The organism is Methylobacterium sp. 17Sr1-1 (assembly GCF_003173775.1).
Taxonomy (GTDB): domain Bacteria; phylum Pseudomonadota; class Alphaproteobacteria; order Rhizobiales; family Beijerinckiaceae; genus Methylobacterium.
Map to the genome: position 1 here is coordinate 4,569,922 of NZ_CP029552.1, position 15,997 is coordinate 4,585,918.

Genomic DNA, 15,997 nt, shown 5'->3' on the forward strand with positions numbered 1-15,997 from the left:
GGGTGAGGGTGGCTCGGGTTCAGGATCAAGCACGGCAGGTTGAGCTGCGCGGCTCGACCCTCGGCGATCTATCCTGAGGCCGAGCCACCCTCACCCCTACCCCTCTCCCACACGGGAGAGGGGATCCCGCGCTCGATTTTGAAACGGATTTTCCCCGGAATGCCCCGCATCGCCCGGAGACCCGACATGCCAACCTTCTCGCGCGCCCTTCTACTCGCTGCCCTGCTCGCTGCCGCCCCCGCCTTCGCCCAGCAGCCGGCCGCCCCCGATCCGGCGGCGGGCTTCCTGACTCGGCCGGAGCCCGGCAGCGTCCGGGCCTCGAAGCTCGTCGGCGTGAAGGTGATCGGGATGGACCACGTCCGGGTCGGCGAGATCGAGGACGTGCTGCTGACCGAGGACGGGCGGGTGCGGGCGGTGGTAATCGGCGTCGGCGGCTTCCTCGGCATCGGCCAGAAATCCGTGGCCGTGCCGTTCGACAAGCTGGCCTGGAACACCGGCGCCGCCGCGGCCGAGGCGCCGCCCTCCCACACCACGCCCGAGCGCGCACCGGGCGAGGCCGCGGCGAACAGCGCCGGCCCCGAGACCATGCCGGGCGCCAAGGTCGCCGACCAGGCGCTCGCCGCCGTGCCGGCCAAGCGCAGCGGCACCGTCGACGAGGCCACCGGCTCGGTCGCGGCGCCCGAGCCCCGCGGCCGCGCCACGGTGCTGGCGACCGGGCCCGACGGCACGGTGCGGGAGGCCGAGGTGCGGCTGACCAAGGCGCAGCTCCAGGCCGCCCCGACCTTCACCTACGAGGCCGCCCGCTGACCGAGCCGGATCTCCGCTGGCGCCCGCTGCGGGCGTCGGACCTGGACGGCGCCTCGGCCATCGCCGCCCGCATCCACCCGGATTACCCGGAGGACGACGCGGTGATGGCCGAGCGCCTGCGCCTCTGCCCGGAGGGCTGCTTCGCGCTGACGGCCGACGATGACCTGCTGGGTTACGCCGTCGGCCATCCGTGGTACGCAAGGTCGGTGCCAGACCTCGACACGCTCCTGGGGTCCCTGCCGGAGGCGGCGGGCGCCTGGTGCATCCACGACGTCGCCCTGGTGCCCGAGGCGCGCGGCCGGGGCGCGGCGGCCGCGCTCGTCGGGCTGATGCGGGACGAGGCCCGGCGGCGCGGCCTGCCCGCGCTGGTGCTGGTCGCGGTCGGCGATGCCGCCGGCTTCTGGCGCCGCCACGGCTTCCGGCCGATCCCCGAGGCGCCGCCGCCCGGCTACGGCAGCGCGACCCTGATGGTGCGGGACCTGACGACCCCGGCGTAGCGCCCGTCCAGCTGTGACATTCGGCCGTTCTCGCCTCGGCGGCCCCTGGCCGGGGCCGGGCGCTGCGCCACCTAGCCCGGCATCGTTCCGAACTAGGCTGCGGTATGACGAGGACGGCGTGCAGAGCGTGATCCCCGCCTTGAAACACGGTGATCCGGCCCGTCTCGTGGCCGGGGCCTGACGCCGTGCGCCAGCTCTTCGCGCCGGGCGCCGACGCCCTCCTGCGCCTCGCGCTCCTCACGCTTGCGGCCTGCCTCGCGGCCCTGCCGGTGGTGGGGGCCGGGCTGGTGCACTCCTCCTACGTCACCGGCGTCGGGGTGGCGCCGGCCCAGCCGGTGCCGTTCAGCCACAAGCACCATTCGGGCGAGCTGAAGATCGACTGCCGCTACTGCCACACCACGGTCGAGACCCAGGCCACCGCCGGCATCCCGCCGACCCAGACCTGCATGACCTGCCACGGGCAGATCTGGTCCGGCTCGGAGATGCTGGAACCGGTGCGGGCGAGCTACGCCAAGGACCAGCCCCTGGTCTGGACCCGCCTGAACAAGCTGCCGGGCTACGTCTACTACAACCACTCGGTCCACGTGACCAACGGCATCGGCTGCTCGACCTGCCACGGCAGCGTCACCGACATGCAGCTCACCTACCGGGCCAACGCCTTCGAGATGAGCTTCTGCCTCGATTGCCACCGCAACCCCGAGAAATACGTGCGGCCGAAGGACCAGATCCTGAACATGTCCTGGAGCCCGCCGGCGAACCAGGCGACGCTCGGGCCGGAGCTGGTGCGCCAGTACCATATCCGCGGCGGCGAGCGGCTGACCGAATGCGGGATCTGCCACCGATGAGTGACGACATCGGCGCGCTCCGCGCCCGCCTCGCCGCCGGCGACGGCCCGGCCTTCTGGCGCAGCCTCGACGCGGTGGCGGATTCGCCCGAGTTCCGGGCCTTCCTCGACACCGAGTACCCGGCCGCCGCGCGGCTGGCCGCCGCGCCCGACCGGCGCGGCTTCCTCAAGCTGATGGCCGCCTCCTTCGCGATGAGCGGGCTCGCCGCCTGCGGCCAGCCGGACGGGCGCGCGCAGGAAATCCCCTACGTCCGCCAGCCCGAGCGGATCGTGCCGGGGGCGCCGCTGGCCTACGCCTCGGCGGCGCTCATCGACGGCTTCGCCAACGGCATCACGGTCACCACCCGCAACGGCCGCCCGCTCAAGATCGAGGGCAATGCCGAGCATCCCTGGAGCCGCGGCGGCACCGACGTGTTCGGGCAGGCCTCTGTGCTCGGGCTCTACGACCCGTTCCGGCTCCAGGCGCCGCAGCATCTCGGCCGGCCGAGCTCCTGGCAGGCGTTCCGCGCCGCGATGACCGGGCGCTTCGCGGCCCTGAAGGCGAGTGATGGTGGGCGCGGCCTCCACCTCGTCACCGGCCCGGTGACCTCGCCGTCGCTGGCGGCGCAAATTTCCGCGATGCGCCGGGATTTTCCGGGCCTGCGCTGGCACGTCTCGGCCCCGACCGGGCGCGAAGCGCTCTACGAGGGCGCCCGCCTCGCCCATGGCCGCCCGCTCGAGACCCGCTGGCGCTTCGACCGGGCGCGGGTCGTGGTCTCGCTCGACGGCGACCTGCTCGATCCCGGGCCGGGCCAGGTCGGTCTGGCGCGGGACTGGATCGAGGCGCGCCGCGGGGCTGCCGCCGAGGGGCGCCTGCTCGCCCTCCACCATGCCGGCCCGAGCCCGAACCTGACCTCGGCCAAGGCAGACGCCCCCCTCGCCCTCGGTTCGGACGGCCTCGACCGGCTGGTGCGCGACCTCCTCGCCGAGGCCGGCAGCGGCACGGCGGAGGAGCGCGACGGCCCGGCCGCCGCGTGGCGAGCCAAGGCCTTCGCGGCGCTGAACGCGGCCCGCGGCAGCGGCCTCGTGCTCGCCGGCGCCCAGGCCGGGCCGGAGCTGCTGGCGCAGGTCCACCGGCTCAACGCGGCGCTCGGCAATATCGGCCGCACGGTCTTCCACACCGCCCCGGTCCCGGTCCTCGACCCCGAGCCCCTGGGCGCGCTCACCGAGGCGATGCGCCGGGGCGAGGTGCAGGTGCTGGTGATGCTCGACGTCAACCCGGTCTACGAGGCACCGGGCGACCTCGGCTTCCTCGAGGCGCTCGCCCGCGTGCCGCTCAAGATCCATGCCGGGCTCTACCAGGACGAGACCGCCTTCCACTGCGACTGGAACCTGCCGCTCGCCCACCCGCTCGAAGCCTGGGGCGATGCCCGCTCGCTGGACGGCACGGTGACGCTGATCCAGCCGACGGTGCGCCCGCTCTACGACGGCCGCTCGGGTCCGGAGGTGCTGTCGATCCTGACCGACGCCGAAGCCAAGGACGGCGCCGCCCTCCTCGACGCCCATTGGCGCCGGCCGGACGAGTCTGATGCCGCCTGGACGACCCGGCGGGAGGCCTTCCTGCAGGCGGGCTTCCTCGCCGACACCGCCTTCCCGCCCGAGACCGTCGGTGCGCCGCTCCCGGCCGTGATCGCCCCCGCCCGCCCCGCCCCGTCGCCGGCCGGTCCCGCCCGGCGGGTCGAGGTCCTGTTCCGGCCCGACGCGACCGTGTGGGACGGGAGCCTCGCCAACCTCGCCTGGCTCCAGGAACTCCCCAAACCCCTGACCAAGGTGGTGTGGGGCAACGTGATCGCGGTGAGCCCCCTGCTGGCCGAGCGCGAGGCGTTGAAACAGGGCGACGTCGTCACCCTGGAGGCCGAGGGGCGGCGGATCGAGGGGCCGGTCTGGATCCAGCCGGGCCAGGCCGACGAGGCCGTCACGGTCTTCCTCGGCTACGGCCGCCGGATTCCAGAGCAGCTCGCCGACGGGCTCGGCTACGACGCCTATCCTCTGCGCCGCAGCGCCACGCCCTGGCGCCTCGCGGAGGCGACGCTCGCTGCCACCGGCCGCAAGGCGCCCCCGGTGACGACGCAGAACCACGGCACGATGGAGGGGCACGACTTCGTGCGGGTGCAGGCGGTCGGCAGCACCGCGCCGGTCGCCTCCCGCGAGACGCCGCCCTCGCTCTACCCGCCGGCCCCGACCTCGCCCGGCGGGCGCTACGACACAGAGCGCGCCTGGGGCATGGTGATCGACCTCGATGCCTGCATCGGCTGCAACGCCTGCGTCACCGCCTGCCAGTCCGAGAACAACATCCCGATCGTCGGCAAGGAGGAGGTCGCTCTCGGCCGCTGGCTGCACTGGCTCCGGATCGACCGCTACTACGAGGGTGGGCTCGACGATCCCAAAACCCACTTCATGCCGGTGCCCTGCATGCATTGCGAGCAGGCGCCCTGCGAGGTCGGCTGCCCGGTTGAAGCCACGGTCCACGACCGCGAGGGGCTGAACCTCATGGTCTACAACCGCTGCGTCGGCACGCGCGCCTGCTCCAGCTACTGCCCCTACAAGGTGCGGCGCTTCAACTACCTCGACTATTCCGGCGACACGGCGCCGGTGCAGCAGCAGCAGCGCAATCCGGAGGTGACGGTCCGGGCCCGCGGCGTGATGGAGAAGTGCACCTACTGCGTCCAGCGCATCGCAGCAGGGCGGATCGATTCGACGAAGGGCGACCACGCCCCGATCCCCGACGGCGCGGTCGAGACCGCCTGCCAGGGCGCCTGCCCGACCCGCGCCATCACCTTCGGCGACCTGCGCGATTCCGGCAGCCGGGTCGCGGCGGCGGCCGCCGATCCGCGCAATTACGGGCTGCTCTCCGAGCTCAACACCCGGCCGCGCACCACCTACCTCGCCCGGCTGGTCGAGCAGGCCTCCGCAAAAGCAGGGGGCGCCTTGTGAGCGGCACGACGATCCCCCGTGCCGGCCTGCTCGGCCGGGACGAGGACTTCGCCTCGATCGGCCGCGCGGTCACCGAGGCGCCGGCCCGCACCCGCTCGCGGGCGTGGTGGATCGCCTTCGCGGGGGCCTGCGGGCTCCTCGGGGTCTTCGCGGCGGCGCTCGCCTGGCTGCTCATCAACGGCGTCGGCATCTGGCACAACAACAACCCGGTCGTCTGGGCGCTCGACATCGTCGCCTATGACTGGTGGATCGGCATCGCCTGCGGGGCGCTCCTCACCTCCGCCACCTTGCGCCTCACCGGCGCCGCCTGGCGCTCAGGGGTCGACCGCATCGCCGAGACCACCGCGATCCTGGCCGCGGCGGCCGCCGCCCTCTACCCGATCATCCATCTCGGGCGGCCCTGGGTGTTCTACTGGACCCTGCCCTACCCCAACACCCTGGCTTTGTGGCCGCAATTCCGCTCGCCGCTGGTCTGGGACGCGGTCGACATCATCAGCTTCCTCGGGGTCTGTCTGAGCCTGTGGTATGTCGGGCTCCTGCCCGACCTCGCCTCCTTACGCGACCGCGCCTTCGGGGCGGTCCTGGCGGAGGTCGAGGCGCGCGGCCGCAGCCGGCGCCTGACGCTCCTGAAGGCGCAGGCCTACGGCATCCTGGCGCTCGGCTGGCGCGGGGCCTCGACCCACTGGGAGCGCTGGCTCATGGCCACCCGCACCCTCTCGGGCCTCGCCCTCGTCCTCGTGGTCTCGCTCCAGACCGGGGCCTCGGTGATGCTCGCCGGCACCGTCCTGCCGGGCTGGCACGACACGCTGCTGCCGGTGACGTTCCTCGCCGCCTCGCTGCTCTCGGGCGTCGGCGTCACCGCGGCCCTCTGCGTGCTGGTGCGCCGGGCGCTCCACCTCGAGGCGCTGATCACCGAGCGCCACCTCGCCCTGATGGCCCGCCTGATGCTGAGCCTCGGCCTCGCCTCGGCCTATTGCTACGCCACCGAGATCTTCTCCAGCCTCCTGCACGGCGACGCCTACGACAGGGGCGTGCTGGTGCGCCGCCTCTCCGGCTCCCATGCCTGGGCGTTCTGGATCATCGTGGTCTTCGCCCTCTTGCCGGTGCAGCTGTTCTGGTTCGGGGCGTTCCGCCGCTCCGGCCTCGTCGTGGCGCTCGTCGGCGTGGCGGCGGCGATCGGCAGCTTCGGCGACCATTTCATGCTGCTGATCGTGACCCTGAGCCACGATTTCCTGCCCTCCTCGGCCCATCCCTACAGCATGGGGGCCTGGGGGCTCGCGACCCTCGCCGGTTCGATCGGCCTCTTCCTCGCCCTGCTGCTCCTCGGCTTGCGCACCCTGCCGATGGTCTCGATCACCGAGACGCGGCGCTTCGCCGAGAGCCACCCCGACGGGCAGCCGAGCGGCGAGCGGGCGCCGACCCCCGCCGAGACGGCGGAGGCCCCGCTCTGGGGCGTCAGCGCCGAGTTCGACGATGCCGGGACGCTGGCAGCCGCCGTGAAGGCCATGAGGGCGCGCGACTTCGGCGCCCGGATCGAGACCTACGGCCCGGTGCCGATGCGCCGCGCCGCCGACGCGCTCGGCCGCCCGGCCGGGATCCTGCCGCTCCTCGCCCTCGGGGCGGCGCTCATGGGCGGCATCGCCTTCATGGCGCTGTGCCTCTACGCCACCGGGTTCGACTACGTGTTCGACGTCGGCGGCCGGCCGCGCTTCTCCTGGCAGGCCTTCCTGGTGCCGAGCGTGTCCTTCGGCACGCTGTGCGGCGGCCTGACGGCCCTGCTGGCGCTGCTGTTCCAGAACCGCCTGCCCCGGCTCAACCACCCGGCCTTCGCGATTCCGGGCTTCTCCCGCGCCAGCGAGGACCGCTTCTTCCTCGCGCTCGAGGCGGCGGGCCCCCGCTTCGACCCGGCCCGGATCGAGCAGGCCCTGGCGCGGCTGCCGGACGGACGGCCCCTGATGGTCCGGAGGGTGCCGCTGTGACGCGCCGTCCTGTCATCGATCGCCTGAGGCCGATCATCGATCTCCCCCTTTCCCGGACGACTGCAGCGAAGCGGAAGGAGATCCGGGATCCAGCGCAGGGACTCGCCGCGAAGCGGCTCTCCATGCTGCACCGTTGCAGAGGCACGGACGCTTCGCGACTTCTTACGCTGGATCCCGGATCTCCTTCCGCTGTCGCTCCAGTCGTCCGGGAAAGGGCGGAGAGGGCACGAAAACCGGTCGCGGGGCACGGCTTTGCTGTCGGCACTTCGCCGGTCCGGCGGGCGCCGCGTCGCCGGCCGACCCGGCTTTGCCTCGCCCTTCTGCTCCCCCTTGCCCTCGCCGCCTGCGACCAGGCCAACATGGTGAGCCAGCCCAAGGCGAAGACCTGGGACAGCAACCCGTTCTTTCCCGAGAAGCAGACGATGCGGCTGCCGCCCCCCGGCACCGTGGCGCGCAAGAGCCCCGACCGGCCGGTGCCGCAGCCGGCCGCCGCGAGCCCGGAGCTGCTGGCGCGGGGCCAGGAGCGCTACGACGTGTTCTGCACCCCCTGCCACGGCGGCGCCGGCCACGGCGACGGGCTGATCGTGCAGCGCGGCTACCCGCGCCCGCCCGCCTTCGACGACGCCCGCCTGCGCGCCGCACCCGCGCAACACTTCTACGACGTGATCAGCAACGGCAAAGGCAACATGCTCCCCTACGCCGCGCAGGTGCCGCCGGCCGACCGCTGGGCGATCGTCGCCTATCTCCGCGCGCTCCAGCTGAGCCAGGGCGCGACGCTGGCGAGCCTGCCGGCGGAGGATCAGGATGCGGTCGCGGCCGCCTCGCGCCGCACCAAGGCGGGAGACACCCGATGAGCCGCCGCCCGATCTCGCTCGCCCTCGGCGTGGCGGCGCTCGCGGTCTGCGCGCTCGCCGGCGTCTCCGGTACCCCGGTGATGCCGTCCTATCTCGCCGCCTGGCTGGTGCTGGTGTCGTTCCCGGTCGGCGCCCTGCCGCTGCTGATGGGGCTCGAACTCGCGGGCTTCGCCGCCGGCCCGATGGCCGCCTCGTTGCGCCGCCTGCTCGGCCTCCTGCCGATCGCCGGCCTGCTGCTGCTGCCGGTGCTGCTCAGCCTCGGCGGCCTCTACCCCTGGGACCGCGGCGTGCCGCCGCGCACAGCCTTCGCGGCCGTGTGGTTCACCCCCGTCTTCTTCATCCTGCGCAGCCTCGCCTATCTGGCGATCTGGCTCTGGCTCGCCGACGTCTTCCGGCGCCCGGCCGCCGAACCCGGCAGCCCGGCGGCGGCGCGGCGGTACAGCCGGGCCGTCCTCGGGCTGGTCCTCACCACCGTCACGGCGACGCTGGCGGCGGAGGATTGGGTGCAATCGGCCGATCCCGGCCTCGCCTCGACGGCCTTTGGTCTCCTGGTGATGACGATCCAGGCGGGCCTGGCCCTCTCGGCGGCGGCGCTCATCGCGGCGCGCGACTCCTCCGGCCGGCCGGGGCGCGACCAGCGCACCGCCGCCGCCTTCGCCGACCCGATCCTGGTGCTCCTGGCGATCTGGGGCTTCGTTCACGCCGCGCAGTACCTCACCGTGTGGTCGGCCAACCTCCCCGAGGAGGCGCGCTGGTACCTCGCCCGCGACGGGGCGCTCGGCCGCCTCGGCCTCTGGGCGGCGGTCGGCGTGACGGTGCTGGCGGTCCTGGTGCTCGTGCCCCGCCGCACCGCCGGCCGGCCGGCTTTGCTGGCCGGCATCGCCCTCCTGATCCTGCTGCTGCACGGGGCCGAGATCTTCTGGCTCGTCACGCCGGGCTTCCGCGGCGCCTTCCGCTTCACCTGGGCCGACGCGCTCGCGCTGATCGGGGTGGTGGGGGTCGCCGGCGGCCTCTACGGCCCGGTCGACCGCCGCCTGAGGGGGCACGCGTCGTGAGCGATTCGATCACCCGGCCCGGCCCCTTCGCCCTCCTCTCGGCCGTCGCGGCAGCGGGGCTCCTGCGCCTCTCCGGCCTCAAGCCGCCAGTGCCACCCGAGCCCGATCACGGCCCGCACAACCCGGAAGGGTTCGAGGAGGAGGATGTCGACGTCCGCCGCACCGCCGTCGTGGTGGCGGGGCTGGCGGCCTCCGTCGCCACCGCGATCGCGGCGGTGGGGCTGATGATGCACCTGTTCGGCGCCTGGCACGTCGCCGATACGCCGCGCCTCACCCCGCAGCAGACCGCCCGTGTGCAGCCGCCGCCGCCCAACCTCCAGGGCGCGCCCTACGAGGACCTCGCCCGCCAGGAGGCGCGGGACACGATGCAGACGACCACCTACGCCACCCTCCCCGACGGGCGCGCCCGCATCCCGGTCGCGCGCGCGATGCGGCTGATCGCCGGCAAATCCCTGGACCCCTTCGCCCTGGACTCCTCTGCGCTCGACCCCGCTGCGTCCCTCCCGCCCGAGGGCGGAGCCCCCGTTCGATGAACCCGACCGACCTCGCGCTCCAGCTCTGGCCGGCGGCGGCCTCCGCCACCGCGGTCGAAACCGACTGGCTGATCCTCGCCTTCACGGTCCTGACGCTGCTGCTCACGGTGCCGGTCTTCGTCGCCATCACGTGGTTCGCGATCCGCTACCGTCAGGGCGAGGAGGCCGACCGCAGCCACGGCAACACCCGCAGCGTGCTCATCGAGATCAGCTGGATGCTGATCCCGTTCCTGCTCACCCTGATCTTCTTCGTCTGGGGCGCCCGGCTGTTCTTCGTCTCGAAGCAGGCGCCGGGCGACGCCATGGTGGTCGAGGCGATCGGCCGGCAATGGATGTGGAAGTTCCAGCATCCCACCGGCCAGTCCGAGATCAACGACCTGCACCTGCCGATCGGCCAGCCGATCAAGATCCGGATGATCAGTCAGGACGTGATCCACAACCTCTACCTTCCGGCACTGCGGATGCAGATGGCGACCCTGCCGGACCGCTACACCGAGCTGTGGTTCAAGGCCGACCGTACCGGGAGCTACCGGCTGTACTGCTCGGAATATTGCGGCACCGACCACTCGAAGATGGACGGCAACCTCACCCTGATGACCCAGGCCGACTACGCCGCCTGGCTCCAGAATGCCGGCGCCAACCAGGGCGGCCAGGCCGGGGCCGGCCGCGTCGTCTACGAATCCTACGGCTGCGGCAATTGCCACGATCCCGGCGCCAAGGTGCGGGCGCCCGCGCTGGCCGGCCTCTACGGCCGCGAGGTCAAGCTCGCCGACGGTCGCACCGTGACGGCCGACGAGACGTATCTCCGCGACAAGATCCTGAACCCGAACCGGCAGAAGCTCGCCGCCGACTACCGCCAAGTCATGCCGGCCTTCCGCAACGTGATCCCGAACGACGACCTCGACCGTCTCCTCGCCTACCTGAAGAGTTCGGGCGCGACGGCGCAGCAGGAAGCGACTCCAGGAGGTCCGGTTCAATGACGAGCGGCACCATCACCGACGGGCCGGCCCTGCGCGACCCCCACACCCCGGATTCCCGCCTCGGCCACGGGGCCGACTACCTGCATGCCGAGCACACCCTGCGCTCGTGGTTCTTCACCACCGACCACAAGCGCATCGCGCTGCTGTATCTCGCCAGCATCACCGCCTTCTTCGTCATCGGCGCGGTGACGGCCGGTCTGGTGCGCCTGGCGCTCGTCGTGCCGGACGGGCAGGTCTTCACCAACGACACCTACAACAAGCTGTTCACGATCCACGGGGTCGTGATGGTGTGGTTCTTCCTGATCCCCAGTATCCCCGCCACCTTCGGCAACTTCCTGATCCCGCTGATGATCGGGGCGCGGGACCTCGCCTTCCCGAAGCTGAACCTCGCCTCCTGGTACGTGTTCATGACCGGCGCGCTGTTCACGCTGGCGAGCGTGGTCTTAGGCGGCGTCGATACCGGCTGGACCTTCTACACGCCGCTCTCCACCGCCTTCTCGAACACCTGGGTGGTGCCGGCGCTGATCGGCGTCACCATCGTGGGCTTCTCGTCGATCCTGACCGGCCTCAACTTCGTGGTGACGATCCACACCATGCGGGCGCCGGGCATGACCTGGTTCCGGCTGCCGATCTTCGTCTGGACCCACTACGCCACCAGCCTGATCTTCCTGCTCGCCACCCCGGTCATCACCGTAGCGCTGATCCTGCTCATCGCCGAGCGCGCCTTCCACATCGGGGTGTTCGATCCGGCCTATGGCGGCGACCCGGTGCTGTTCCAGCACCTGTTCTGGTTCTACTCGCACCCGGCGGTCTACATCATGGTCCTGCCGGGCATGGGGGTGATCTCGGAGATCGTCCCGGCCTTCGCGCAGAAGAAGCTCTTCGGCTACAAGTTCGTCGCCTACGCGGCGATCGGGCTCGCCTCGGTGACCTTCTTCGTCTGGGGCCACCACATGTTCGTCAACGGGCAGAGCGACTTCGCCAGCGTGGCGTTCTCGGTGCTCAGCTTCGCCGTCGCCGTGCCCTCGGCGGTCAAGGTCTACAACTGGACCGCGACGATCCACAAGGGCTCGCTCAAGCTCGACACGCCGATGCTCTATGCCATGGGCTATATCGGGCTGTTCGTGCTCGGCGGCCTCACCGGGCTCTACCTCGCGACGCTCGCCATCAACCAGCACGTCCACGCCACCTACTTCGTCGTGGCCCATTTCCACTACATCATGGTCGGCGGCACGGTGCTCGCCTTCCTCGGCGGCCTGCACTTCTGGTGGCCGAAGATCACCGGGCGGATGTACAACGAGGCCTGGGGCCGGATCTCCGCCTTCCTGATCTTCATCGGCTTTAACGTCACCTTCTTTCCGCAATTCATCCTCGGCTATCTCGGGATGCCGCGGCGCTACCACGTCTATCCGCCGGAATTCCAGTTCCTCAACATCCTGTCCTCGGCGGGCTCGACCATCCTGGCGGTCGGCTACATCTTCCCGATGGTCTACCTCGTCTACTCGATCTGGTTCGGGAAGCGGGCGCCGGCCAACCCCTGGGACGCCCGCGGCCTCGAATGGACCGTGGCCTCGCCGCCGCCGGCGCACAACTTCCTCACCGAGCCGCAGGCCCCGAAAATCCCCTACGACTATCCGATCCAGGCCCGCGAGACCGGGAGGCAGCACTCGTGAGCGCCGGCGCCACCGAGACACAGGTGGGCGTCAAGCTCGTCTCGCATTTCGCCACGGTCGAGCAGCAGAAGCGCGCCGCCGTGCTCGGGATGTGGGCCTGGCTGCTGACCGAGCTGCTGCTCTTCGCCGGACTGTTCCTCACGGCCTTGATCCTGCGCCTGCTCCACCCGGAGGCGATCCAGGAGGCGGCGCGCCACCTCAAATTCTGGATCGGCGCGGTCAACACCGTGGTGCTGATCGGCTCCAGCCTGACCATGTCGGGGGCGATCCAGCTCTCGCGCCTCGGCTGGCAGCGCGGCATGGTCCGGTTCATGCTCGCCACCGCCGCGCTCGGCACGCTGTTCCTCGTGCTCAAGGGCTACGAGTACTACGCCGACTACCACGAGCACATGATGCCGTTCCTGTCCGACCGGCCCTACGAGCTGAAGGACTCGCCGCCCTCGCGACTGTTCGTGAACCTGTACTACGTCGCGACCTCGCTGCACGGCCTGCACCTTCTCACCGGCATCACCATCCTCCTGGTGATGACCTGGCAGGCGAGCCGGCCGGGCTTCTTGAGCCAGCACCAGAACCGGATCGAGATCTTCGGGCTCTACTGGCACTTCATCGACCTGATCTGGATCCTCGCCTTCCCGACCCTCTACGTGCTCAACCGGTAGGAGGCACACGCGTGTTCGGCACCAGCGACGAGCGCCGCATCCTCTGGCGGCACATGCGCGAGCCGGTCCTGACGGCGGGCGCGCTCCTGGTGATGCTCGGGATCAACGTAGGCTTAGGCGCCACCCTCCCCTTCCCGCATGTCTGGGTCGTCGAGCTGCTCGTCGCCGCCGCGATGGTGGCGACGATCCTCCTGGTCTCGATGGAGGTCCGCCACGAGCCGCCGCTGGTGAAGCTGTTTGCCGGCATCGGCTTCTTCTGGGTCGGCATCCTGTTCGCGATGACGCTGGTGGATTACCTCTCCCGAGGGTAGGCGCGTTCACTCCCCGCTCACCGCCAGAGCCCTATAATCCTCGCCATGTGCGAATTGCTCGGCATGAGCGCCAACGTCCCGACCGACATCCGCTTCAGCTTCGCCGGCCTCGCGCGCCGGGGAGGCGAGACCGGGCCGCATCAGGACGGCTGGGGCATCTCGTTCTATGAAGGCCGCGGCTGCCGCAGCTTTCACGATCCGGAGCCGAGCGCGCGCTCCGAGATCGCCCGGCTGTTGCGGCAATACCCGATCAAGAGCCGGATCGTGATCGCCCATGTCCGCCGGGCCAATCGCGGCCGGGTGACGCTGGAGAACACCCATCCGTTCAGCCGCGAATTGTGGGGCCGCACCTTCACCTTCGCGCATAACGGCCAGCTCAAGGGGGTGAAGCGGCTGAAGCTCGGCCGCTTCAAGCCCGTCGGCACCACCGACAGCGAGCACGCCTTCTGCTGGATGCTGGGGGCGCTCGAAGAGCGCTGGAGCACGCTGCCCAAACCCACCCGCCTCGACGGGGCGGTGCGGGAGCTCTGCGGCGAATTGCACGGGCTCGGGGTGTTCAACATGCTGCTCTCCGACAGCCGCACCCTCTACGCCCATTGCGGCAAGCGGCTCTGCACCCTGACCCGCCGGGCGCCGTTCGGCACCGCGACGCTGATCGACGAGGATTGGCGGGTGGATTTCGCGGAAGAAACCACGCCCGACGACATCGTGACCGTGGTGGCGACCCGCCCGCTCACCCGCGACGAGAACTGGACCGACCTCGCGCCGGGCGAGGTGCTGGCCTTCCGCCTCGGCGTGCCGGACGGGGACGAGACCGGGGCCGGCGCGGGCGGTTGACGCACCCCGTGACGCCGGGGCCCTATCGGTTCCGGTCGGTTTCTCGCTAAGCTCGCCCTTTCCGGTCGCGGCCCCCGGGCCCATCTTCCTGTAGGCAGGCAGACGCGAGAGCCATGACGCGAGACATTGCCCCGAATCCGTCGGCCCCGAATCCGTCGGCGGAAGACCGCCCCGGCCTGTCGGCCAGCATCCGGTCGCATCTCGGCACCCAGCTCCGGGCCACCTACGAGGCCCTGGGCGACGAGGATCCGGACAACCGGTTCGCCGAGCTGGTCGCCCGCCTGGAGGCGGCGCTGAAGGCGCAGGGCGAGGTCGTCCTGCCGGAATTCCGCGACGGGCTGCTGCAGGCGGTGCCGTCCCTGCGCGCCTTCGCGCTGTCCCTCACCAGCAACCCGGCCCGCGCCGACGACCTGGTGCAGGACACGTTGCTCAAGGGCTGGCAGCACCGGGCCCGGTTCCAGGCCGGCACCAACCTGAACGCCTGGCTGTTCACCATCCTGCGCAACATCTTCTACTCCGATCACCGCAAGCGGGTGCGCGAGGTCGAGGACCAGGACGGCTCCTACGCCGCGAGGCTCGCCACCGCGCCGCACCAGGGCGACCGGCTCGACGTCGAGGACCTGCAGAGCGCGCTCGCCAAGCTGCCGCCGGACCAGCGCGAGGCCCTGGTGCTCGTCGGCGCCGAGGGCGTCTCCTACGAGGAGGCGGCGGCGATCATGGGCTGCAAGGTGGGCACGGTGAAGAGCCGCGTCAGCCGCGCCCGCGGCCGCCTGGCGGAGCTTCTCGGCTACGACGAGGAAGATCTCGGCACCGACCGGCTGATCCAGTCGGCGATGCCGAAGGACGCATGATTCGCGCCCGTTACTCCTGCGGGGTTCAGGGCAAATTTTTCGGCCGGATCGATTGAACCGTTTCGCCCACGGCGACGTTACCACCCCCGAAGAGCTACCCCGCTCGGCGGGGTGGACTGGACGAAACGGAGATCGACCCGATGAAGACCAAGACCTTCCTGGCCGCTGCTGCTCTCGCCCTCTCCCTGCCGATGGCCGCCCATGCGCAGGGCCTGATCGGTGGCGCCCAGCGCGGTGCCGAGGACGGCGCGGATGCCGCCGGCCCGGTCGGCGCGATCGTCGGCGGTGCCGTGGGTGCGGCGACGGGTGCCGTCGGCGGCCTGCTCGGCGTCGACGACCGTCCCCGCTTCCGCTCCTACGCCGTGCGCCAGCACCGCTCGTACGACTGGGACGGCGACGTCCGCGTCGGCACCGTGCTGCCCTCCTCGGGCGTGAGCTACTACGAGGTCCCGTCCGACTACGGCATCCGTGGCCGCCGCTACACCGTGGTCAACGACCGCGTCGTGCTGGTCGATCCGGGCACCCGCCGCATCGTGCAGGTCATCGACTAAAACTTTCATCGACTGAGGTTTGCCAGCGCGCCGCCCCCCCGGGCGGCGCGGTTCCCAACCTCGGAAAAGCCCCGGCCTCGTGCCGGGGCTTTTTCGTTGCCGGGGCATACCGTTCCTCGCTGGGTGCCGCCTCGATTCCTGCAACAAAACCGGGCCCATCGTCGTTCTACTTAGGTGATGGCGCGAATGGTCTTGCCAGAGCGCGACGAAACCTTAGCGATACGGACTCCGATGCCCTCCGACCCGTACGAGAACCATGACGCCGCGCTGCCCCCGCCGGTGCGCGAGCACCTCGGCCAGCAGCTCCGCTCGGCCTACAACGCCGAGGCCGCGAAGCCGGACTACCTCGGCGACCCGAGCCTGCCGCCGGAATTCACGCCCCAGTTGCGCCGCCTCGAAGGCCGCCTGAAGGCCCACGACACCGGCCGCGAGGCGGTGGAGGGCGCGCTCAAGGATATCCTGGGCGACCTGCCTGGGAAGCGGTGAGCGCACCCGTGAGTTCGATCGACCGATTCAACACCCTCCGCGTCATCCCGGAGCCGCGGAAGCGGAACCCGGGATGACGTGCAGGGCCGGAAGTCGACCCTATCCCT

Annotated in this window: 16 protein-coding genes; all 16 read left to right on the top strand. The window is 71.3% G+C overall.

All coding sequences use genetic code 11. From position 1 onward, the window contains the following. Window positions 1-186: 186 nt before the first annotated feature. The 16 genes from DK412_RS20670 to DK412_RS20745 all read left to right on the top strand — a co-directional run bounded on the left by DK412_RS20670 (window position 187) and on the right by DK412_RS20745 (window position 15,890). The gene (locus tag DK412_RS20670; RefSeq protein WP_109973485.1) at window positions 187-807 is read left to right on the top strand and encodes a PRC-barrel domain-containing protein; all 621 of its coding nucleotides are present in this window, start codon (window positions 187-189) and stop codon (window positions 805-807) included. 71 nt (window positions 808-878) lie between these two features. Continuing rightward, on the top strand, window positions 879-1,304 hold the full coding sequence (locus DK412_RS20675) for a GNAT family N-acetyltransferase (RefSeq protein ID WP_280953994.1): 426 nt from the start codon (window positions 879-881) through the stop codon (window positions 1,302-1,304). Window positions 1,305-1,489: 185 nt separating this feature from the next. After that, a complete protein-coding gene (locus DK412_RS20680) occupies window positions 1,490-2,149 on the top strand; it encodes a cytochrome c3 family protein (protein WP_109973487.1) in 660 nt (219 codons plus the stop codon). Next, window positions 2,146-5,121, top strand: coding sequence for a TAT-variant-translocated molybdopterin oxidoreductase (locus DK412_RS20685; protein WP_109973488.1), 2,976 nt, complete (start codon window positions 2,146-2,148; stop codon window positions 5,119-5,121). The genes DK412_RS20680 and DK412_RS20685 overlap by 4 nt, the downstream gene beginning before the upstream one ends. Continuing rightward, the gene (locus tag DK412_RS20690; protein ID WP_109973489.1) at window positions 5,118-7,100 is read left to right on the top strand and encodes a quinol:electron acceptor oxidoreductase subunit ActD; all 1,983 of its coding nucleotides are present in this window, start codon (window positions 5,118-5,120) and stop codon (window positions 7,098-7,100) included. The genes DK412_RS20685 and DK412_RS20690 overlap by 4 nt, the downstream gene beginning before the upstream one ends. 359 nt (window positions 7,101-7,459) lie before the next feature. After that, complete coding sequence (locus tag DK412_RS20695) at window positions 7,460-7,954, top strand: cytochrome c (RefSeq protein ID WP_109973490.1); 495 nt, start codon at window positions 7,460-7,462, stop codon at window positions 7,952-7,954. Continuing rightward, the gene (locus tag DK412_RS20700) at window positions 7,951-9,009 is read left to right on the top strand and encodes a hypothetical protein (protein ID WP_109973491.1); all 1,059 of its coding nucleotides are present in this window, start codon (window positions 7,951-7,953) and stop codon (window positions 9,007-9,009) included. The genes DK412_RS20695 and DK412_RS20700 overlap by 4 nt, the downstream gene beginning before the upstream one ends. Further along, window positions 9,006-9,542 (top strand): hypothetical protein, encoded by a 537-nt coding sequence (locus DK412_RS20705; protein ID WP_204165411.1) that lies wholly within the window; start codon window positions 9,006-9,008, stop codon window positions 9,540-9,542. The genes DK412_RS20700 and DK412_RS20705 overlap by 4 nt, the downstream gene beginning before the upstream one ends. After that, the gene (gene coxB / locus DK412_RS20710) at window positions 9,539-10,522 is read left to right on the top strand and encodes a cytochrome c oxidase subunit II (RefSeq protein ID WP_109973492.1); all 984 of its coding nucleotides are present in this window, start codon (window positions 9,539-9,541) and stop codon (window positions 10,520-10,522) included. The genes DK412_RS20705 and coxB overlap by 4 nt, the downstream gene beginning before the upstream one ends. After that, window positions 10,519-12,195, top strand: coding sequence for a cbb3-type cytochrome c oxidase subunit I (locus DK412_RS20715; RefSeq protein ID WP_109973493.1), 1,677 nt, complete (start codon window positions 10,519-10,521; stop codon window positions 12,193-12,195). The genes coxB and DK412_RS20715 overlap by 4 nt, the downstream gene beginning before the upstream one ends. Further along, complete coding sequence (locus tag DK412_RS20720; protein ID WP_245447143.1) at window positions 12,192-12,854, top strand: cytochrome c oxidase subunit 3; 663 nt, start codon at window positions 12,192-12,194, stop codon at window positions 12,852-12,854. The genes DK412_RS20715 and DK412_RS20720 overlap by 4 nt, the downstream gene beginning before the upstream one ends. An 11-nt stretch (window positions 12,855-12,865) precedes the next feature. Next, window positions 12,866-13,165, top strand: a complete 300-nt coding sequence (locus DK412_RS20725; protein WP_245447145.1) for an oxidase — start codon at window positions 12,866-12,868, stop codon at window positions 13,163-13,165. Between the two features lie 45 nt (window positions 13,166-13,210). Further along, a complete protein-coding gene (locus tag DK412_RS20730; protein WP_109973495.1) occupies window positions 13,211-14,002 on the top strand; it encodes a class II glutamine amidotransferase in 792 nt (263 codons plus the stop codon). A gap of 113 nt (window positions 14,003-14,115) precedes the next feature. Beyond that, window positions 14,116-14,853 (top strand): sigma-70 family RNA polymerase sigma factor, encoded by a 738-nt coding sequence (locus tag DK412_RS20735; RefSeq protein ID WP_109973496.1) that lies wholly within the window; start codon window positions 14,116-14,118, stop codon window positions 14,851-14,853. A 140-nt stretch (window positions 14,854-14,993) separates the two neighbouring features. After that, window positions 14,994-15,404, top strand: a complete 411-nt coding sequence (locus DK412_RS20740) for a DUF1236 domain-containing protein (protein ID WP_093568537.1) — start codon at window positions 14,994-14,996, stop codon at window positions 15,402-15,404. A 231-nt stretch (window positions 15,405-15,635) separates the two neighbouring features. Then, window positions 15,636-15,890 carry a hypothetical protein gene (locus DK412_RS20745; RefSeq protein ID WP_093568538.1) on the top strand — a complete coding sequence of 85 codons (255 nt, stop codon included), beginning with the start codon at window positions 15,636-15,638 and terminating at the stop codon, window positions 15,888-15,890. Window positions 15,891-15,997 lie beyond the last annotated feature (107 nt).

Coding starts and splice junctions, on each gene's coding strand:
- DK412_RS20670 (WP_109973485.1), top strand. CDS start 187: ATGCCAACCTTCTCGCGCGCCCTTCTACTCGCTGCCCTGCTCGCTGCC.
- DK412_RS20685 (WP_109973488.1), top strand. CDS start 2,146: ATGAGTGACGACATCGGCGCGCTCCGCGCCCGCCTCGCCGCCGGCGAC.
- DK412_RS20695 (WP_109973490.1), top strand. CDS start 7,460: ATGGTGAGCCAGCCCAAGGCGAAGACCTGGGACAGCAACCCGTTCTTT.
- DK412_RS20700 (WP_109973491.1), top strand. CDS start 7,951: ATGAGCCGCCGCCCGATCTCGCTCGCCCTCGGCGTGGCGGCGCTCGCG.
- coxB (WP_109973492.1), top strand. CDS start 9,539: ATGAACCCGACCGACCTCGCGCTCCAGCTCTGGCCGGCGGCGGCCTCC.
- DK412_RS20715 (WP_109973493.1), top strand. CDS start 10,519: ATGACGAGCGGCACCATCACCGACGGGCCGGCCCTGCGCGACCCCCAC.
- DK412_RS20730 (WP_109973495.1), top strand. CDS start 13,211: ATGTGCGAATTGCTCGGCATGAGCGCCAACGTCCCGACCGACATCCGC.
- DK412_RS20735 (WP_109973496.1), top strand. CDS start 14,116: ATGACGCGAGACATTGCCCCGAATCCGTCGGCCCCGAATCCGTCGGCG.
- DK412_RS20740 (WP_093568537.1), top strand. CDS start 14,994: ATGAAGACCAAGACCTTCCTGGCCGCTGCTGCTCTCGCCCTCTCCCTG.
- DK412_RS20745 (WP_093568538.1), top strand. CDS start 15,636: ATGCCCTCCGACCCGTACGAGAACCATGACGCCGCGCTGCCCCCGCCG.